General features: G+C 39.9%; 19 protein-coding genes and 2 rRNA genes. 9 read left to right on the forward strand and 12 right to left on the reverse strand.

What is annotated here, in order from left to right; genetic code table 11:
- From MMP72_RS01965 to cysK, 4 genes are all read left to right on the forward strand, one after another.
- Nucleotides 1-147, forward strand: a 23S ribosomal RNA gene (locus MMP72_RS01965); the annotation flags it as partial.
- A 268-nt stretch (nucleotides 148-415) separates the two neighbouring features.
- Nucleotides 416-530 (forward strand): 5S ribosomal RNA (gene rrf, locus MMP72_RS01970).
- A gap of 232 nt (nucleotides 531-762) precedes the next feature.
- Nucleotides 763-2,385 (forward strand): Na/Pi symporter, encoded by a 1,623-nt coding sequence (locus MMP72_RS01975; RefSeq protein ID WP_241314040.1) that lies wholly within the window; start codon nucleotides 763-765, stop codon nucleotides 2,383-2,385.
- Nucleotides 2,386-2,538: 153 nt separating this feature from the next.
- Nucleotides 2,539-3,540: a cysteine synthase A gene (gene cysK, locus MMP72_RS01980; RefSeq protein ID WP_241314042.1), complete on the forward strand. Its 1,002-nt coding sequence runs from the start codon at nucleotides 2,539-2,541 to the stop codon at nucleotides 3,538-3,540.
- Nucleotides 3,541-3,599: 59 nt separating this feature from the next.
- On the opposite strand, the gene MMP72_RS01985 is transcribed toward cysK, so the two are convergent.
- Both MMP72_RS01985 and MMP72_RS01990 read right to left on the reverse strand, forming a co-directional pair.
- Complete coding sequence (locus MMP72_RS01985; RefSeq protein ID WP_241314044.1) at nucleotides 3,600-4,121, reverse strand: transglycosylase SLT domain-containing protein; 522 nt, start codon at nucleotides 4,119-4,121, stop codon at nucleotides 3,600-3,602.
- A 361-nt stretch (nucleotides 4,122-4,482) separates the two neighbouring features.
- Nucleotides 4,483-4,701, reverse strand: a complete 219-nt coding sequence (locus MMP72_RS01990) for a DUF2798 domain-containing protein (RefSeq protein WP_241314046.1) — start codon at nucleotides 4,699-4,701, stop codon at nucleotides 4,483-4,485.
- A 290-nt stretch (nucleotides 4,702-4,991) separates the two neighbouring features.
- Here MMP72_RS01990 and MMP72_RS01995 point away from each other — a divergent pair, with 290 nt between their 5' ends.
- The 5 genes from MMP72_RS01995 to MMP72_RS02015 all read left to right on the forward strand — a co-directional run bounded on the left by MMP72_RS01995 (nucleotide 4,992) and on the right by MMP72_RS02015 (nucleotide 11,569).
- Nucleotides 4,992-6,245: an esterase-like activity of phytase family protein gene (locus MMP72_RS01995; RefSeq protein WP_241314048.1), complete on the forward strand. Its 1,254-nt coding sequence runs from the start codon at nucleotides 4,992-4,994 to the stop codon at nucleotides 6,243-6,245.
- A gap of 82 nt (nucleotides 6,246-6,327) precedes the next feature.
- A complete protein-coding gene (locus tag MMP72_RS02000) occupies nucleotides 6,328-7,542 on the forward strand; it encodes an MFS transporter (protein ID WP_241314050.1) in 1,215 nt (404 codons plus the stop codon).
- A 124-nt stretch (nucleotides 7,543-7,666) separates the two neighbouring features.
- Nucleotides 7,667-8,173, forward strand: coding sequence for a hypothetical protein (locus MMP72_RS02005; protein ID WP_241314052.1), 507 nt, complete (start codon nucleotides 7,667-7,669; stop codon nucleotides 8,171-8,173).
- Nucleotides 8,174-8,360: 187 nt separating this feature from the next.
- The gene (locus tag MMP72_RS02010) at nucleotides 8,361-10,736 is read left to right on the forward strand and encodes a YgiQ family radical SAM protein (RefSeq protein WP_241314054.1); all 2,376 of its coding nucleotides are present in this window, start codon (nucleotides 8,361-8,363) and stop codon (nucleotides 10,734-10,736) included.
- Nucleotides 10,737-11,032: 296 nt separating this feature from the next.
- Nucleotides 11,033-11,569, forward strand: coding sequence for a DUF2726 domain-containing protein (locus MMP72_RS02015; protein WP_241314056.1), 537 nt, complete (start codon nucleotides 11,033-11,035; stop codon nucleotides 11,567-11,569).
- Here MMP72_RS02015 and MMP72_RS02020 read toward each other — a convergent pair.
- The 10 genes from MMP72_RS02020 to mdtD all read right to left on the reverse strand — a co-directional run bounded on the left by MMP72_RS02020 (nucleotide 11,566) and on the right by mdtD (nucleotide 20,154).
- On the reverse strand, nucleotides 11,566-11,922 hold the full coding sequence (locus MMP72_RS02020; protein WP_241314058.1) for a RidA family protein: 357 nt from the start codon (nucleotides 11,920-11,922) through the stop codon (nucleotides 11,566-11,568). The genes MMP72_RS02015 and MMP72_RS02020 overlap by 4 nt on opposite strands.
- Nucleotides 11,923-11,999: 77 nt before the next feature.
- Nucleotides 12,000-12,203: a hypothetical protein gene (locus MMP72_RS02025; protein ID WP_241314059.1), complete on the reverse strand. Its 204-nt coding sequence runs from the start codon at nucleotides 12,201-12,203 to the stop codon at nucleotides 12,000-12,002.
- 57 nt (nucleotides 12,204-12,260) lie between these two features.
- Nucleotides 12,261-13,664 carry a cell envelope integrity protein CreD gene (gene creD, locus MMP72_RS02030; RefSeq protein WP_241314061.1) on the reverse strand — a complete coding sequence of 468 codons (1,404 nt, stop codon included), beginning with the start codon at nucleotides 13,662-13,664 and terminating at the stop codon, nucleotides 12,261-12,263.
- Between the two features lie 75 nt (nucleotides 13,665-13,739).
- Complete coding sequence (gene creC / locus MMP72_RS02035) at nucleotides 13,740-15,206, reverse strand: two-component system sensor histidine kinase CreC (protein WP_241314554.1); 1,467 nt, start codon at nucleotides 15,204-15,206, stop codon at nucleotides 13,740-13,742.
- Between the two features lie 18 nt (nucleotides 15,207-15,224).
- A complete protein-coding gene (locus MMP72_RS02040; protein ID WP_241314064.1) occupies nucleotides 15,225-15,434 on the reverse strand; it encodes a toxin-antitoxin system HicB family antitoxin in 210 nt (69 codons plus the stop codon).
- 32 nt (nucleotides 15,435-15,466) lie between these two features.
- Nucleotides 15,467-15,739, reverse strand: coding sequence for a hypothetical protein (locus tag MMP72_RS02045; protein WP_241314065.1), 273 nt, complete (start codon nucleotides 15,737-15,739; stop codon nucleotides 15,467-15,469).
- Nucleotides 15,740-15,774: 35 nt separating this feature from the next.
- Nucleotides 15,775-16,497, reverse strand: coding sequence for a two-component system response regulator CreB (gene creB / locus MMP72_RS02050; RefSeq protein ID WP_241314555.1), 723 nt, complete (start codon nucleotides 16,495-16,497; stop codon nucleotides 15,775-15,777).
- Nucleotides 16,498-16,792: 295 nt separating this feature from the next.
- Nucleotides 16,793-17,860 carry a DNA polymerase IV gene (gene dinB, locus MMP72_RS02055; RefSeq protein ID WP_241314067.1) on the reverse strand — a complete coding sequence of 356 codons (1,068 nt, stop codon included), beginning with the start codon at nucleotides 17,858-17,860 and terminating at the stop codon, nucleotides 16,793-16,795.
- Entirely contained in the window at nucleotides 17,850-18,611 is a 762-nt protein-coding gene (locus tag MMP72_RS02060; RefSeq protein WP_241314069.1) for a glycoside hydrolase family 25 protein, read from the reverse strand. The genes dinB and MMP72_RS02060 overlap by 11 nt, the downstream gene beginning before the upstream one ends.
- Before the next feature lie 154 nt (nucleotides 18,612-18,765).
- The gene (mdtD, locus tag MMP72_RS02065; RefSeq protein WP_241314070.1) at nucleotides 18,766-20,154 is read right to left on the reverse strand and encodes a multidrug transporter subunit MdtD; all 1,389 of its coding nucleotides are present in this window, start codon (nucleotides 20,152-20,154) and stop codon (nucleotides 18,766-18,768) included.
- Between the last annotated feature and the right edge of the window lie 101 nt (nucleotides 20,155-20,255).

Here is a 20,255-nt window from a genome sequence, read left to right on the forward strand (position 1 = left end):
AGCGGGAAGCCTACCTCAAGATAAGATTTCCCTAGGACTTTATGTCCTCTAAAGAGCCGTTCGAGACTAGGACGTTGATAGGTTGGATGTGGAAGCACGGTGACGTGTGAAGCTGACCAATACTAATTGCTCGTGAGGCTTGACTATACAACACCCAAGCAGTTGTATACAAAGCATCAATTCGATTCAAATCCAAACAGTCAGTGCAAATTAAACTGATTGAACTTGATTTAGTCCAATAGCTAGATATGAGCGAGGATAAGCAAAGATTAAGAATCTTTGCCCGAGCGCAAGGCATAAAGCTACGCTTTATGTTATACTTCAGACTTAACATACTAATCCGTTAATAACTCTTTGGTTCGTAAGTAAGGCATACATGAATATGTAATAAGACCCGAAAACACCACAACAGTTTGCTGGCGACAATAGCAAGAGTGAACCACCTGATCCCTTCCCGAACTCAGAAGTGAAACCTCTTCGCGCTGATGGTAGTGTGGCACTTGCCATGTGAGAGTAAGTCATCGCCAGCTTTTAAATCTAAACACCCCTTAACTAACGTTGAGGGGTGTTTTTTATTGCGCGAATGAAAAATAATGGATAAAAATAGCGTTTTATTCTGAATTTGAGTTTAAGTACCATATTAAACTTCATTAGCCCTTTATTGTAAGGCATAAATCAAATATAAATATTTGAATAGAACAATGTAAGTTATTTAAAAGTAGTACTCGCTTACTCTCTTAAAATTATAAAAAGGAAACTTTTGTGTTCAATGTCATTGTGCAGTTGATGGGTGGAATCGGCTTATTTCTTTTAGGCATGTCTTTAATGACAGATAGTCTAAAAGCAATTGCGGGTGAAGCACTGCGACAATGGTTGGTTAGATTTACAAATTCGCCGATGAAAGCTGTTTTATCAGGCATTGGTTTAACGGTTGTCGTGCAATCCTCAACAGCAACGACCTTGGCGACCATTGGTTTTGTGAGCGCGGGGGTGCTCAGTTTTAGCCATGCAATTGGTGTCATTATCGGTGCCAATATTGGCACAACGAGTACAGGCTGGATGGTTGCTTTACTCGGTTTGAAGTTTTCAATATCAAGTTTTGTATTACCACTGGTTGGAATTGGGGCATTACTGAAATTATTGGGTAAGGAAAAAGTTGCGTTTATTGGACTGACCTTGGCTGGTTTTGGATTACTGTTTTTTGGTATCCAGCTTTTACAAGATGCCATGAGTAGTGTCGCAGAACTGATTGACTTATCTCGTTGGGCTGAACCGACACTCCTCATGCGGCTGTTTCTCGTACTGGTGGGGATATTGATGACCATTGTATTACAGTCATCCAGTGCGGCGATTACCACAACTTTGGCAGCTTTATCTACTCAAGCCATTAATTTGGAACAAACTTTAGCTTTAGTCATTGGTCAAAATATTGGAACGGTGGCGACAGCAGTTTTAGCTTCAATTGGTGCAACCACAAGTGCCAAAAGAACGGCGGCGGTTCATGTCATTTTCAATGTTGTGACTGCCATTTTTGCATTTATTTTATTGTCACCAGTATTTGTATGGGCATATAACCATATTGAAGCTATTTATCAGTTAGGTCCAGTTCTGTTGGTCGCTGCATTTCATACCGCTTTTAGTTTATTAGGTGCATGTATTTTTATGCCACTTTTGCCTAAATTCGAGCAATTGATTGTTCATTTGCTCCCAGAAAAAGAATATTCCACTACGCGTTATCTAGATGAGTCATTGTATAGTGTTCCAGCGCTTGCCATTGCTGCTGTGGAACGAGTACTTTTAAAATCCATCGCTGATATATATGGCATTTTTATCCGTTGTATACGAGGACGGATGGTTGCAGGGTTAGTTAAAACAGCCGAGTTTGATCATGTTTTGTCGAAAGTTGAGCATTATCTTGATCAGATGGCTGTCCCTCAATCTTTAGCTGATCAACATCGTTTGATTATTTTATTGAGACTGGTGGTTTATGTACGTGTTCTCAAAAATGATTTAAGTGGTATGAGCTATATAGAAAGTATTCAAAATCAAAGGAATATTGATCAGTTTGCCAATCAGTTCGCAACAATTCTTGAGCAATTTATCCCACATTTATTGCATGAACCATTTGCTAAAATCCCCCAAACATTGGTGGAGGAGCTAGCCAACTTTGCCGCAGAGATGCAAGCACAACAAGATTTGGTGCGACAGAACATTATTGAGGATTCTTCATCTAAAACGATGTCGGCAATTTATACTTTGGAACAACTTGCTGCACAGCGTTGGTTAGAACATTTGATGATTCATTGTAGCCGCGTTGCAATTTTATTGGGTGATACTGAACAAGTATCAGTGAATGAAGAGTTAAGCGCAACGCAATCATCATAATGACAGTGTGTGGTTATTACTTTATTTTCAAATGATAAAAATATGAATCGAAAGTTTTAATTGTTTTCATAAAAGCTAAGGTTTTCTACTTTTCTCCTAGGCTGACAAGCCTATAATGATTGAGAATCATTCCAAATCTAATAAGGAAATAACATGTCTACCGATCAACAATTTCCAACACCTGCCAATCTTGGTATCGCAGTTTATGAAAATAATGCAGAGGCAATTGGTAATACGCCTTTAGTGCGTATTAACCGTATTATCAAAACTGGTGCAACGGTATTGGCAAAAGTCGAAAGTCGTAATCCTGCATTCTCGGTGAAATGTCGTATTGGTGCTGCCTTGATCGCAGATGCGGAACAACGTGGCGTGCTCAAAGCAGGGATGCATATTGTTGAACCAACCAGTGGGAATACAGGTATTGCCTTGGCGTTCGTGGCCGCAGCAAAAGGTTATCCGATTACTTTAACCATGCCATCAAGTATGAGTTTAGAACGTCGGAAAGTGCTGAAAGCTTTGGGTGCAAATTTGGTATTGACCGATCCTGCCAAAGGGATGAAAGGTGCTGTTGATGAAGCGATTCGCTTAGCCACTGAAAATCCAGCACAATATTTCTTGCCGCAACAATTTGAAAATCCAGCCAATCCTCAAATCCATCAAGATACTACAGGCCCTGAAATTTGGCAGGCAACCAATGGTCAAGTGGATATTTTGGTTGCAGGTGTGGGGACTGGTGGAACAATTACAGGCATCTCGCGTTATTTTGAGCAAGTTCAAAATAAGCCATTGTACTCTGTTGCAGTTGAACCTGCTGAATCAGCAATCATTACTCAAACCAAGCGCGGTGAAAGTATTACACCTGCCCCACATAAGATTCAGGGGATTGGTGCCAATTTTATTCCGAAGAATTTAGATCTAGATTTGGTGGATGAAGTTGTGCCTGTGAATAGTGCAGATGCGATTGAGTGGGCAAGAAAATGTGCAATTCAAGAAGGGATTTTGGTCGGTATTTCAAGTGGCGCGGCATTAGCAGCGGCGGCTCAGCTTGCAGAACGTCCTGAAAATGCAGGAAAAACCATTGTGGTGATTTTACCTGATAGCGGTGAGCGTTATTTATCTTCAGTCTTATTTGAAGGTTTATTTGATGAAGCCTAGTCAATTTGGGATAAACAGCCATGCTTAATGCATGGCTTTTTTATTTCTGTTTCAATGTTCTATAACGCAGCTTTCAGCATTTTTTTATGATGTTTAACTGACTTGGCATATTTTTTACCTTGGCGTTTCATTTTCCAATTGCGCTGATACCCCGTTGGGCCCACGTTATAATATGCCAGTGCTTTTTCCCAGCTACCCGCTGATTGATTATATTTTGCAAGAATATAAGTGCCACAATTGACGTTGGTATACTCGTCAAATAAGTTGCCGCCACAGGTATTTTGCCAATAACGGGGGATGATTTGTGTCAGTCCAACAGCACCCGCAGAGGAGGTCACATGGGGTCTATAGCTCGATTCTTGTCGAATCATGGCAGCAATCAGGAGTGGATCAACATCATGTTGTTTGGCACTTTGAATGATCATCGGGGCAACGCGATTGGCAGTATCAGGTTGTACCGAATAGGCTTTTTGAATCCCGACGGATAGCTTCTGAGCGCGTGTTGCGCTTGAACCACTTAAATGGCTACAAGCCGTTAAGTAAACAGCAGCAAACATAATGCTGAGTTTAAAAAGTAACATAGCGATATTACTTATATGGCGTTTTACATTGTTTTGTGGCGTGATCATCGTAAAATAAGAGCTTAATCGCATATTCGAAAGTAGAGTGATGGTATGAACTTAAATACATCGCGTCAAGTGTCGTTATTTTACTGAGCACATACAAAAAAGCCCCGACATCCTGTCGAGACTTTTCTATATTCGGTTTATTGCCGTTAACTCCTGTCAACGACCACGTCCTGTGCGTCTTGTTATTCTGAATGAGACTTCCTATCTCTCTATGATTTGTATATTACGAAATAAATCTGTTCTCGGATATTCGTGAATCACTGCAAGTTGTGTACGTTTTAACCTACAAGGGTTTAATAAAAGAGGATGAGGCTTAGCGGTCTTTGAGAATTATATTGACTAATTTCTGTGCGATCGGTGCACAGACCAACACACTAGGAAAAGCAAACATCCATGCAATCACCCAAGCTGACATCCACATGGAAAAGAGGTTTTCAACGAAGCCTAATGCTTTTAAAGTGGTGATTCCAGAAATTAGAAATGACATGATACAAGATAAAATTAATGGAAATAAAAGCTGAGACGCCTTCATTGTTTAACCTCAGGAGTTATGTGGGCAAAATTGCATGATCACCCTCTTATCATATCGTGTTGCTGAGCAAAGGTGAAAAGGGAATTGAGATGGCTTTAATGATTAGGCTAATAATCGCTGGAGAATATCAGCTGATCAAAGTTTAAGTTTTTGCATTAGGGGCGCTATTCTTTACGCCCTGATAGGATTACATGGTCATATTTTTGCCATAAAGATTTCATTTTAATGCAGTGAAAGCTTCATAAAAGCTTGTTTAAACTTGCTTAATTTTTTACCAAATGTATAAAACCATGAACAAGAAAACTTTATTGGCTCTATTTTGCTGTAGCGCTTTGGGGCTAACGGCCTGTAATGATGACAATAACTCTGACCAAACCACATCGACAGAGAAAGTGACTGAACCGACTTTGATTTCTTTCGCAAAACTTCCTGTGGCAACTTATGCGGCTGGTCCTGATTCAGGCAATGCAGTCAGTGGTGCCAATGGGATTTATCCTCCATTTAAAGGACAACCTGTACAAGGTTTTTCCGCGGCTTTAAAAAATGATGATGGCAGCTATATGGCCATGTCTGATAACGGCTTTGGTACACAGGACAACTCAGCGGATTATTTACTGCGAATTTATAAATTAAAAGCCGATTTTAAAACCAAGACCAAAGGCACAGGACAGGTTGCTGTGCAAAGCTTCATTCAGTTACGTGATCCGAATAAACTGATTCCTTTTGAGATTGTGAATGGTAATAGCGCAGAGCGTTTATTGACGGGCGCTGATTTTGATCCTGAGTCGATGCAACGTGCAGCGGATGGAAGCTATTGGATTGGTGATGAGTTTGGCCCATATCTGTTGCACTTTTCTGCGGATGGTGTGTTGTTGGATGCACCGATTGCGTTGCCTCATCCATTCAATCCAGCACAGGAGTTGCGTTCCCCTCAAAACCAATTCAATAAAGCCAATATCAATTATGTCGAGCCATTGGTTCAACAAAGTGGTGGTTTTGAAGGCATGGCGATGTCACCTGATGGCAAGTATCTCTATCCATTACTGGAGAAGCCACTACTGAATGATTCGACAGGTAGACTGCTTATCTCCCAATTTGATATTCAGAAAAAAGCCTATACGGGACAATATTATTGGTTTGCTTTGGACAGTAAAGCGACCAATATTGGTGATTTTCAACTCTTTAATGATAAGGATGGCATCATCATTGAACGCGATGCCAGCCAAAATAATTTAGGCGGCTATAAGAAACTTATTCGTATCCAGTTGAATGAGCCTAAACAAGTGGTTGCACGTGAGACGTTGGTCGATCTCATGAAAATTGCCAATCCAAATGCTTTATATGGTGCAGTGAGAGAGGGCGATATTGGGACAGGTCATATTTTTGCTTTTCCATTTGAGACGATCGAGGATGTGATCATAGAAAATGCCACCACACTCACGGTTCTTAATGACAATAACTTTCCTGGCTCATCAGGACGTAATGCCAAACTTGCCGATGACAATGAAATTATTCAGATTCGTTTACCGAAAGCATTATTTTAAAAATTAAGTGAAAAGTCACTAATATCGTTGTTGATAATTTCAATGAAAACGAGCGTATACTGATCAGGCAGAAGGAGTGCTCATGTCTGAATCAGTTATACGTTCAACCCATATAGAGTATGGTTCAAAATCGTTTACTTCGATTTTATGGTCATTGTTTTTTGCAGGTTTCGCTTCATTTTCATCATTGTATTGTGTTCAGCCGATGATGCCAATTTTTGCAAAATTCTTTCAGGTTACCCCGACGCATAGTAGTTTTCCTCTGTCTTTCTCCACCATTGCTTTGGCTATTGGCTTACTATTTACAGGCTTTATTTCTGATCGGTTTGGACGTAAACCGATTATGGTGTTTGCCTTATTTCTAGTTTCGATTTTATTGCTGCTTAGTGCTTCTTTTCCGATTTGGGAGGTGTTTTTAGGCACTCGTATTTTTATTGGTTTAGCGGTGAGTGGCGTTGCAGCCGTCGCCATGACCTATATCGGGGAAGAAATTGCACAAAAAGATATCGGTTTCGCCATGGGACTGTATATCTCAGGTACAGCGATTGGTGGCATGGGTGGCCGTCTGATTGCAGGGGTTTTGGTTGATTTCATTCCTTGGCAAGCAGCGACTTATATTATTGGATTTCTGAATCTTATCATTGCCTGTTTGTTCTATCTGTTATTGCCAAAATCTCAGCACTTCAAACCCTATCCTTTCCGATTCTCTCGCTTTAAAGCCGCTTTCGAACAGAATTTAAAAGATCGTAAATTGCGAATTTTATTTGCTCAAGGTTTTATCCTGATGGGCTGCTTGGTGACGGTATTTAACTACATCAGTTATCACTTGTTAGAAGCGCCTTTTTACCTGTCTCAAACGTGGATTGGTGTGATTTCGATTGCTTATTTGGCGGGGATTTATAGTTCACCCAAAGCGGCACAATGGGGCTTTAAATATGGGCGAGAAAAGGTGCTGCCTTGTTTGCTATTTAGCATGATCATCGGCTTGTTGATTACTCTAATTCCATCGCTTTGGGCAATTTTATTTGGTTTAACTCTTTTTACCTTTTCATTTTTTGCTGCCCATTCAACCGCAAGTAGTTGGGTCTCGGTACAAGCTATGCAATATCGAGCAGTGGCTTCTTCGCTGTATTTATTTTGCTATTACATAGGATCAAGTGTGTTAGGAAGTAGCGGTGGTTTAATTTGGGAAAACTTTGGCTGGATCGGCATTAATTTGAGTGTGGGTGCAGTCTTGGTCATCGGTTTCCTACTCACTTTTTGCTTAGGTGACTCAAAAAACAGGACATACGCTTAAAATAAAGCGACAGATATAGTCGCAGGGGGGCTTGATAAAAATCATTGAATTTTAGTAACTTAAACACGTGCTCTTTTTAAGCATAATAATATTTTATTTAAATTTTGATCATGGGGAAATAACAATGGAATTACATAGTCGTGTTTATTATAAACATCCAGATGCAAAAATAATGGGGCAATTAGAGGCCTTATTTAATGAACATGAGGGAAATGCGGAAAGCTTTTTACAGGCTGCTTTAGCCATCAATCCGCAAGCAGGTGAGATTACTCAAGAACTGCTTGATCTGATTGATTCGATTGAACATGATCTTGGACCAGAGATACTCGATTATGTCGAAGGCTTTGCAGTGCTAGATTTTACACATGGCTCAAATGGTGATGAAAATATTGAGAATATTTTATTATTTCTAAAAGGCTTATTACCTGATATTCAGGCACAAGCATGGGGATGCGGTGATGATGATCCGTGGGAGTTTTGGTTTAAATTCAATGGTGATGAATTAATTCGAGAAGATGATGAGCCATTTAACGATCCTGATGAAGATGAGAACATTAAAGCATCAATTTATGCATGGTGGCATAAAGACATTCCAACAGAAATTAAGGAAGGTTTCTTAAACGAAGAATAAACCTTATCAGATAGTTATAACCTTATTCCGCCATTCTCTGGACTGTAGAGAATGGGGGAATCTTTTTTGTATGTTTTTTAGTCTATAAAAATGAATAGAATTCATGTTAAACTGACCAGCTTTCATTTTGGCATCAAAAACGTCTAGATGCCTCTCTTCCTTTATTGCTAGCCGAGATTCGCAAGCTATGTCTACTGCCTATACCATGCAGACCGCGCCAAAAGCGTTGTTTGATTACGACAAATATTGGGCGTCGTGTTTTGAACCCGCACCATTTTTGCCGATGTCACGAGAAGAAATGGATCTCCTCGGCTGGGATGCATGTGACTTTATTTTAGTTTGTGGTGATGCTTATATTGATCATCCCTCATTTGTTTCAGGTGTGATCGGACGTGTGCTTGAAGCACAAGGTTTCCGTGTCGGTATTATCGCGCAACCTGACTGGACCAATGCTGAAAGTTTCCGTGTACTCGGTAAGCCGACCATTGCGTGGGGCGTAACCGCAGGCAATATGGATTCGATGATCAACCGTTATACGGCAGATCGTAAAATCCGTTCGGATGATGCTTATTCACCAAATAACGAAGCCAATAAACGTCCTGACCGTGCTGCGACGGTCTATTGTCAGCGTTGTCGTGAGGCTTTCCCAGATGTGCCGGTGTTACTCGGTGGTATTGAAGGCAGTTTACGTCGTATTGCGCATTATGATTATTGGTCAGACAAAGTTCGTCGTTCGATCTTGATGGATTCAAAAGCCGATCTATTGATGTACGGCAATGGTGAGCGTGCCATTATTGATGTGATGCATCGTTTAGCCAAGGGCGAAAAAGTTCAGGACATTACCGATGTCCGTGGCACCGCATTTATTGTGAACAAACATAATAAAAAATCAAAAGCAAAATTCGTTGAAATCGCCAGTAATGATGTCGATAGCATTGGACGTGTTGATCAGATCATCAACCCTTATGTGATGACTGAAGATATTGATGGTTGTGAAGTTGAAAAAGAGAAAGGCAACTCACTGGCACAATATCAAGATTTTCAAAAAGAAATCGTCGCAAATCCGATTGTGCGTGAAGGCGATAAGCTCGATAAAGACACACAGATTGTGCAATTAAAAGCGGCGCCTTCAAAAGCAATTAAGCATAAATTGCCACCACGTGAATTCGCAGTGATTCGTTTACCTTCTTATGAAGAAGTGGCGAATGATCAAGTTCTATATGCGCACGCCAACCGTATTTTGCATCTCGAAACCAATCCCGGTAATGCACGTGCCTTGGTGCAGCGTCATGGCGAACGTGATGTTTGGATTAATCCACCGCCGATTCCTCTAGCCACCGAGGAAATGGATTATGTGTTTGATCTACCTTATGCACGATTGCCGCATCCAGCTTATGGTGATGCACGTTTCCCTGCCTTTGATATGATTAAGTTTTCCGTCAATATCATGCGTGGTTGCTTCGGCGGTTGTACCTTCTGTTCAATTACAGAACATGAAGGCCGTATTATTCAAAACCGTTCTGAAGATTCGATTTTGCGTGAAATCGAAAAGATTCGTGATACCGCACCTCAATTTACAGGGATTATTTCAGACTTAGGTGGTCCAACCGCAAACATGTATCGTTTGCATTGTAATGATCCTGAGATTGAAAAGAACTGTCGTAAACCATCTTGTGTCTATCCAGGTGTTTGTCAAAATTTACATACTGATCATGCACCTTTGGTTCAGCTTTATCGTAAAGCACGTGAAATCAAGGGTGTGAAGAAGATTTTGATTGGTTCAGGGCTACGCTATGACTTAGCGGTATTGAATCCTGAATATGTCAAAGAGCTGGTACAGCACCATGTTGGTGGTTATCTCAAGATTGCGCCTGAGCATACTGAGCAAGGGCCATTATCGAAGATGATGAAACCGGGCATCGGCACTTATGATCGTTTTAAACAAATGTTTGAGCGTTTCAGTAAGGAAGCGGGCAAGGAACAGTATTTAATTCCATACTTCATTGCTGCACATCCGGGAACAACCGATTATGACATGATGAACTTGGCGATTTGGTTGAAGAAAAATGGTTTCCGTGCCGATCAGGTACAGACCTTCTATCCATCACCAATGGCAACAGCCACCACCATGTATTATTCGGGCAAGAACCCATTATCCAAAGTAGCGCGTTATACGGAAAATGTGGATATTGTCAAAGGCGATAAGCGTCGTCGTTTGCATAAGGCGTTCTTACGTTACCATGATCCAAATAACTGGCCATTATTACGTGAGGCCCTAAAAGAAATGGGTCGTCCTGATTTAATTGGTAACTCAAAGCAGCATTTGATTCCGACCTATCAGCCTCAAGGTACTGCTGAGAGTGAATATAAGTCTGCGCGTAAGAAGAACTCGACCGTTGCGGGAGATTCAGCAAAACGCAGTTCAGCACAACCACAATCGGGTCAGAAACGTCCGCAAAAAGGTCAAATACTGACTCAACACACAGGTTTGCCACCGCGTGAAACTGGTGAGAAAAGACCATTTTCAGGCAAGCCCAAATCGAAAGCGAAGACACATCGCTAATGAGCATCAAAGAAGGCATGTGAGATCATGCCTTCTTTTTTATATAAAAATGATAAATAGGTCGCAGTCCAATTTCAAAACTATACTCTATAGAAACATATACTGACAATATCGACTTGAATATTTGGTATATGCTGATTATAAATAACAAGACAGTAGGCTTTTACGACTTTGGTAGGAATGATTAAGAACGTTGAGTTGGAACTGTTAAAATAACTTTATTATCGTTGTTATTGATTAAAAAATTGGCATAAAGCCAAAAATGATTATAAAAAATCTAAAGGGATTAGTTAGAAATGTATTATTTCATAACAATAGTTGGTTTGCTGTTGATTACAGCACTTGCACTTCGACATTTACATCAGAATCGGCGTCAAGACAGTCCATTAAAGCGACGTGGTATTCTCAATATTGCTGAGCAAATTACTTTGATGCGTTTGCAAGCTGTTTTGCACCGTCATACGATATTAGCGCATGTCTCTTTTGATGCTTTGCTCACGACTAAGTTTAGCCATACACGACGTAAGTATCAGGGTTTAGTTGCTGATTTTGTGGTCCTCGATCAACAACATCAGGTGCTTGCAATTGTTGAGATTGCAGATGAATCTTACGTCAATCGTTTGAATCAAAAGCATTATCAAGACAGTCTACTTGAGTTGGCTGGATATCGTGTTTTCCGCTATAGCAGTATTCCAACTGAACAAGAGCTACGTGAAGATTTGATACCTGATTTGTTTGATCCAATGCGTTCTTCTACATCACAAATTTCAAGTCCGATGCCGCAAACTGAACATCTGATGAAATACAATGTGTTTGCGGCAAAGCCATTTTAATCTGGGCGTACCGCAGTCACAGTCATTTCGACCAAGACATCAGGTGCGTATAGTTTAGATTCTACACAGGTACGTGCTGGGGGATGCCCCTCAGCAATCCATGCATCCCATACTGCGTTCATGGCTGCATAATCTTTCTCAATATCTTTTAAAAAGATCAATACGGATAAAATATGGGTTTTATCCGTGCCTGCTTCAGCCAATAAACGATCAATATGGTCTAAGGTTTGCTGTGTCTGTGCGCTGACATCGACGCTGGTATCATCCGCCAATTGACCCGCTAAATGAACGAGATTTCCTGAAATTGCGACTTCGCAATAACGTGAAGTAACATGCAGTCGTTGCACAGACATAAGGCATTACCTAATCAAAAATATATCAATAGGATTGTACTTGATGGCCTTTCGTTGCTGTGTAATTTTGTTTTAAGTCAGCGACTGAACGTTTCAATTTTGATTAAATAATGCTGCTGGAAAAATAAAATACAACTTTGTTGGGGGCAAATAATAATGTTGCCTAGATTTAAAAAAGAAATTCTTGCCTGCCGTAATTGATTCAGACAAGTCGCAATAGAGCTGTGGCATGGGCAGAGTTGTGTAAGTTGGCTTAGAGCCGAATAAGTTGCTTGATACATCATTTTATCCTTATACATTTAAAATGTTGGGCGAAAATATGACTTCGCCCTAAAACGTTATATGCTTTGTTGTTCTGATTGATACCAGTTGATATGACGGGTAATGAACATGACACAGGCAATGAGAATGAAAGATAGAATTGAGCCGAACAAGAAGGTTTTGCCACTGGACTGCAAGAGTAGATACATCATGCCGTATAAGGCACTTAATAAAACACCAAATAGAATTGCAGCTTTAAACCCTTTTATAACAAAGTATAAATACCATGTGATTAAACCTACACAGGCGATGGCTGCAACGACATAAGCCAATGCAAAAGCATAGTATTCACTGATTGAAAGTAATAGTACGAAGAACACACCCTGAGCCATTGCGACTAAGGCATATTGAACAGGATGAATTTTTAAGTTTTTTAAAACTTCGAATAAGAAGAAGCAACCAAAAGTAATGATGATTATCATTATGCCGTATTTAATCGCACGATCTGTTTGACTATAAATATTCACTGGCTCTAAGAATTGAGTTGAGATCCCTGATATTGTGTTCTTTGACGAGTTTTGTGTTTCATAAGCTGATTGTGCTATCACCGATGGATCATTGTAATCATTGAGAAGCTGATAAAAGCATCGGCTATTTTCACACATTGCAACACTGTCTAAATTACGTTTGCCTAAAGCAATATTTTTCCAATCAGCTTGGAAGTGTTGTTTCTTACTCGACTTCTTAAAGGGTAAGCTTTGTCCATCATATTTGATGTCGCCCCAATTTCCTTTGGCTTGATACGTCATTTCATAACTGGTTGGAATAAATGTAAATTCACTCAAGCCTTCTAGATCAAATTGCAGACTAAATTGAAATCCTTGTTGGAGCTTTTGGATCAGTTCAGGATATTGTTCCGCCGTGATGTGCATTAAGTCAAAACCGCGGGGGCCTTGGCTTTGTTCTGAGAAATCAAATTTATATGCTTTGCCATCAATATTAAAAATGGGCTTAGCATTTAAACCACGTGCATCTTGAACTGGAAAAATGATTTCAGCTTGATCCCAGTGATATTCTCGTTGAGGTTCATTCTTCACTGCTTTAAATAGGCCTTTACCTGACATGATATTTTGATAGCTAATTGCTTTATAAATATTACGTTTATAGGTGTTATCAGATACGTTAAATTGCGCTGTCCAGTCTGTTGTTTCTGCGCCTAGTGCAACAAATAAAGTTTGTTGGCAATCGTATGTTTTATTCTGCTCATCAGTACACGTGGTTTTAATTTGGTATGGCAGTTTTAAATAGGGTGCAATAATTTGTTGTGGGCGGATTTGTTCATTGGCGATGTCATTGATGACTTGTTGTTGATAGTGCTGTCGCTCAGTGACCAAGCCTGAGATAAATAATAAACCAATGTAAAAAATTAAGATCAGAAATAAAATAGCTCCGATTTTGAGGTTAATAAAATTGCGGCGCATGGTAGCTTCCATTGTCATTGTGATATGACCAGTATCTACAAGTGATGTGCGCTTCGGATGAGATGGATTTGAAGCCTAAGTGAAGTTTGTGTGAAGTGTGAGGATGACGAGAACACCAGAAGCATGATTTTCTAAGAAATCTAGTGTGTTCTCAGTAATATTTTGAACTGTAATTTGACCATGGTGTTGTTGAATAATTTGCTGCACGATGCTGAGTCCAATCCCTGTGCTCCGTTGCTGATTATGCGGACGAGGTAACGAAAAATAGGTCTCAAAAACACGATTTAAAGCATATTCAGGAATCGCTTCAGCTTCATTAAAAAATAAGATTGCTATGTTTTTATGTGTCTCATTTTTGCTAATTTGAATGGCTATTTTCCCCTGTTGAGGACAAAAATCTCTAGCATTATCGAGTAGATTATTCAGCGCTTGTTTGAGCCAAAAAGGATCAGCGTATATGGAGCATTGTTCAGGAAGATCAAGCTGTACTTGAACATTTTTAAGGTGTAACGCACTTTTTTGTTGAAGAAAGCACTGTTGAATCAGCTCAATTAAATCTAGTATTTGAAACTCTAAAACATGCTGATTTTTTTCTAAACGAGTGAGTAATAACATTCGTTCGATTAAAGAGTGTAAGCGCTGACTTTGTTGGAAAATATGTACTGCGAATTGTTGTTGATCTGCAAGAGGAAGCTCATCTTGTAATAATTCGGCACTGGCTTGAATGGCAGTGAGTGGACTTTTTAGCTCATGCGTCAGCGTATTGACATAATTTTCAACGTAGGCTCGATCTTCCAGTTTTTCTCGCATTTCACTGAGTGCTTGGGTGACTTGATTCAGTTCTTTTGCTGAATAGAAAAAGGGCGCTTGATTTACAGGCGCAAGCGCTTGAGCATAGCGTCGTACTTTATCAATACTATGTTTTAGCCAATAGGCAACCATACTGGCAAGTAATAAACTGAGTGCAGCAATCCACAATGCTTGAGAAATGAGTTGTTGTTCGGCACGTTCGATATAAGGCTGTACTGATTGATTTGGTTTACCAATACTCAGGACTCCGAGCAATTGCTGTTTATACATAATGGGTGCAGCAATGTACATGATACTGCTATTTCGCTCATACGGATTGGTTGCTGTGGAGCGTGCGCCGTATTTTCCACGTAAGGTTAAATAGACATCATTCCATTTTGAGTAATCTTGGCCAACGGCTTGCCCTTCAGAATCATAGATGACGATACCCAGTTGATCGGTAATATAAAGCTGTTGGCTGATCTCATCTTTTTGGTGTTGCCAAATGGTCGCATTGAGCTGACGTGACAGCGCTGCCTGAATTTTTTGATCAAATTCGGGTGTGTTGACTTGATGTTGAAAGACATCTTCTGCAATGAGTTGGGCAATGATATTGGTATTTTCAGCGAGCGTATCTTCAACGACCTGACGGACTTTGGGTTTAACTTGTTGATTCAGGGTATAGGCAATAAAGCCTAGGCTTAGGATAACGACCAAGCTAAAGAAAAACCAAATACGAATAAAGATAGACATGGTTTTCATAAGAATGACTTAGATATAAGTAACTTCATATTCAATCACTTGACGAACGAAAGCATTTAGATTTTTCCCTTGAGCAGTTGCCCCAAGTACCAATTTTTCATGTGGTTCGGATGGAATATGTGCATTTAAGCCCATAAATTCGCCGCATAGCATATCAATTTCTGCATCATAAGAGGTAATGGCTGAATGACTATTGACTCTAATTATTTTTTTGCTCATATCTTTATTCCTCTACCTATTTAAGCACTTGATTAAGGAAACGTTATTTTTTCAGCTTCAATTTCAAAAACATCACCAGATTGTATTTCTACTTTTAAAAAAGAATTTCCATTATCCAGAATTGATAAGTTTATTATCTGATTTATAGAAATACTTTCGCCCCATTCATTTTTCTTGGAAATATTGAATGTTTTAAATTTTTCTGCAATGAGCATTACGTTTTGCGATTGACTATCTTTAAGATGAACGATAAGGCTTGATTGAATCCAATCAATTTGAATGGAGATGAGAGACCAATCATGCATATTTCTATTTTTCCTATATTTATATGCTGGATTTATTATTTTTCGTATTTCACCAAACTATATCCAAACCCTCGATGCGTCCGAATAGGATCATGTGGGGTAATCTGTTTGAGTTTTTGTCTTAAGCTCTTGATATGTGTATCAACAGTGCGCTCCAGACTATGTTCAGGATGTTCCCATATATGATCCATTAATTGTTGGCGGTTAAACACTTGCTCAGGATGTTGAATCAATAATAACAACAGTCGATATTCGTAGCGGGTGAGTTGTAGGCTTTGCCCATGATATTGAATTTGTAACGATTGTGGGTTACACGACCATGTTGCTGATTGAATAACAATCTCTGTTTGTGAAATTTGAGCGTGCGATGCAACATTATGAGACTGAACCTCCATTCTGCGCCAAATAGCTTTGATTCTCGCTACAATTTCACGTGCGCTAAAGGGTTTACTACAATAATCATCAGCGCCAATTTCTAATCCTACAACACGATCAATTTCGTCATCGCGTGCTGTTAAAAAGAGTAATGGCGTTTGATATTTTTGGCGCAGTTGTTTACACACCTCGAAACCGTTTAGGTCAGGTAATCCGACATCTAAGATAATAAAATCAAAAGTTTGTTGTGAAAGTAATAGTAGCGCTTGAGTTCCAGTATTGGCCCAACTGACTTGCCAGCCTTCACGTTCCAATGCATAACGTAGCGGTAGCACAATGGCGGCTTCATCTTCAACACAGAGAATTTGTTTTTGACTCATAATGAACAGTGATTAATATATTCTAATTTTATTAAGTTAGTTTAACTTAAGTTTCAATAGAGAAAAGTGCTATTCGGAATTTTATAGAGGGGAAATAAGGAAAAGGACACTTGAAGTGCCCTGTAATATTCGGATTTGTCGTCACGCCAACCACAGGAGCAGATGCTAAAAGCGAGGATTTCTTTAGCAAGAGCAAATAACATGGATAATGTTACTGCGTTGCCTAGAGTACTGAAAACTGGATAAAAAGCAAACATAAATTTGAGTGTGAATGATACTTTTGTGTAAAAAATCGACATTACCATAAGGAAAGTTGAGATTCCTCCTGCATGGGTTGTAACTGATAAACGCCAACACCGACGAGGCGAAATTGGAAATCTGGATGGATATGCATTTCATTTAGCAATTGTATAACCACTTGCAATAACTCTTGTGGAGACTGTAGCGGATGTTTAAAGCTTTTGCTGTGCTGTAAGACTTGAAAATTTTTAAGCTTAAGTTTGACATTGACCCCACGTGCAGTGAGCTGTTTTTTATCTAAACTTTGCCAAATCTTTGTCGTCAATGGCTGCCACGTATGTGCACATTGATCGAGGTTATAGTCATCATCAAAAGTGATCTCTTTAGAAATTTGCTGACGTTCTCGTTCTGCTTTGACGGGGCGATGATCAATGCCTTGCGCGTATAAATAAAGCTGTTTACCGTATTTTCCAAAATGATGGGTGAGGACATTTTCTTCGATTTTTTGTAGATCACCCAATGTATGTAAGTTCAGTTGATTTAATTTCTCATGGGTGACTTTGCCGACCCCTGGAATTTTACTCAGTGCTAAGTCTTGAATAAATTGCAGTACCTGATTCGGTTTAATGACAAATAAGCCATTCGGTTTGTTCCAGTCTGATGCAATTTTTGCCAAAAACTTATTTGGTGCAACGCCTGCGGAGGCCGTCAGTCCTGTCATGGCAAAAATATCCGCTCGAATTTGTGTCGCTACCTCTGTTGCACTTGGAATTTTTTTTAGATTTTCAGTGACATCTAAATAGGCTTCATCTAAAGACAGTGGTTCGATTAGCGCGGTATATTGCTGAAAAATTTGATGAATTTGTGCAGAGACTTCACGATATTTTTCAAAATTAGGTTCAATCACAACCACTTGTGGACAAAGCTTTTTGGCTTGTCCCATCGACATGGCTGAACGCAGACCAAAGACCCGTGCTGGATAGGAGGCGGCAGCAATGACAGCACGGGGATGATGTGAGGAAATCACCACTGGCAAATCTTTTAAATCAGGACGCTCTCGCAATTCGACTGAAGCATAAAAGGCATCCATATCAATATGGATGATTTTACGAAGCTCATTTGTCATCCTGAATGCCTTGTTCTTTTAAAAAAATATGCCACTGTTTTGGAGACGCTGCATAGACATTTAAATCGACAGGCTTTGGAATACCGTCAATCTTACCCGTTTGACTGTGTTGCCAAAATAACCATGCACGACCATCTTTGAGTTCAGGTTTGCCATCGTAGTCTCTGACCCATAACGGTGTTTCGGTGAAATTCCCCATTAATACAATGTGATAAAAACTTTTGGAAATATAAAAAATAGGTTGTTTGCCATAATGCTGATGTAGTTGATCATGCATGACTTGAATTTCTTTAAGTAACTGTTCCTTGCTATAGGTATTGATACAATTACTGTCATATTCCAAATCAATCACTGGCGGTAACGCATCGGTTTTGTTGGGCACAGTGGCAATAAAGTTTTCAGCTTGAACCGTACCATCACGACATAACCGATAGAAATGATAAGCGCCTACATGCAAGCCTTGTTCGCGTGCTTTTAGCCAGTTATCTTGAAACTTTCGGTCTTTGAAATCACCACCTTCAGTGGCTTTGAGATAGACAAATTGATATTGAGCAGGCGAAATCTTTTTCCAGTTAATCTCACCTTGATGGTGTGAGACATCAAAACCACGAATAACATAATCCTGAGCGACTACTTTTTGCTGATAGAACACACCGAAGTAGAGCAAAACTCCGAGCATGACTGCTAAACCGATACTGGCCAATGTCGGATAGTGTTGCACGAGCGGATGTTTCGCGATTTTTTTTGCCATATGGTTAGGTATTATGCGATGTCTAAGTGAGCGCCAGATTTACAGTATTGGTTATGGATTAATTGTACTCTTTTCGCTTTCAAGTTGATCATCAGACTTCTCTATGGTTGTAAAAAATGGATATCAAGCAGGGTTTGTTTTGGCTTCCAATATTTTAGTCTGTGGTTTCTTTGGGAATCTGCCAAAACACGATTGCTGTAATGATGTTAATACAACCCAACGTAATCAGTGAAGCATGGAATGCTGTTGTGATTGATGCAGTTGGATAATATTGACTAAACAGATTGATCAATGTTCCTGCCAATGCAACGCCAATACTCATCGAGAGCATCATTATCATAGATAAGAAGCTGTTGCCACTGCTGGCATCATGTTGAGGTAAATCTTTTAAAGTTAAGGTATTCATCCCTACAAATTGCAGTGAATTCAGTGTACCGAAGATAAAGAGATGCACAATTTTCAGCCAAAGTGGGGTTGCAGCAGTCATTAAAGAAAAACTGGCAATACATAATCCGACTAGAATCGTATTGGTCAGCAGAAAACGACGGTAGCCGACACGTTGAATTAAAGGACGAACAATCGGTTTAGAGAATAATGAACCTAGCACCATTGGGATCATCATTAGACCTGTAATAAACGGTTCAAAACCAAAAGCCACTTGTAGCATCAGCGGTAAAATAAAGGGAATGGCATTACTGCCTAAACGCGCAAAGAAATTGCCTAACACACCGATTGAAAAGATGGTGTGACGGAATAAGCGCCCATGAAACAGTGCATTTTGGTGGCTATGTGCATGATAGGCATAGCCTAGTGTTGCAATACTCCCGATTACAAGTAGGCTGATACTGACATAACCTGAATATTGTGGTGCTGCAATATTTTCAATCCCTAAAGAGAGTCCGACCATGGCGACCATGAGTAAAATAAAACCACCGAGGTCAAATGATTTCACTGTTGGTTCTTTATGGTTTGGCATGACTTTGAGAGCCATGATCACACCCAGTACGCCCATCGGTAGATTAATTAAAAAAATCCAGTGCCATGTGGCGACCTGAACTAACCAACCGCCTAAAGTGGGTCCCATCAATGGACCAATTAGACCTGCGAGACTCATTAAACTCATCGCGGAAAGAAATTGCGTACGTGGGATTAATTTTAATAAAGCCAGTCGCCCAACAGGCATCAACAATGCGCCGCCCATGCCTTGGATGACGCGACAGATGAGCAGTTGATTTAAATTCTGAGATAAACCACAACCAAGTGATGCCAAACTAAAGATGACCATCGCTGCGAGATAAGTATTGCGAATACCAAAGCGATCGGCCAGCCAGCCACTCAAAGGGATAAAAGCAGCCACAGACAGCACGTAGGCAACAATCACGCCATGCATTTGTAGTGGATTTTCATTGAGTTGCAGCGCCATCATTGGGATCGCCGTATTGACGATGGTGGTATCCAATGCCTGCATAAAAAAGCCGATGGAAACCAATAACACCAACAAACGGAATTCGGGCTGTACAGCTTGATGTGTGGTCGTTGTCATGAGCCTTGACGAATGAAATATCTGTTTTAGTTTAATGCAATTGTCCTTGAAATAAAGACAAAAATTGTCAAAGAGTCGTCATCAAACTGACATGAAAGTGT

The organism is Acinetobacter sp. NIPH 2699, from assembly GCF_022549355.1.
Classification (GTDB): domain Bacteria; phylum Pseudomonadota; class Gammaproteobacteria; order Pseudomonadales; family Moraxellaceae; genus Acinetobacter.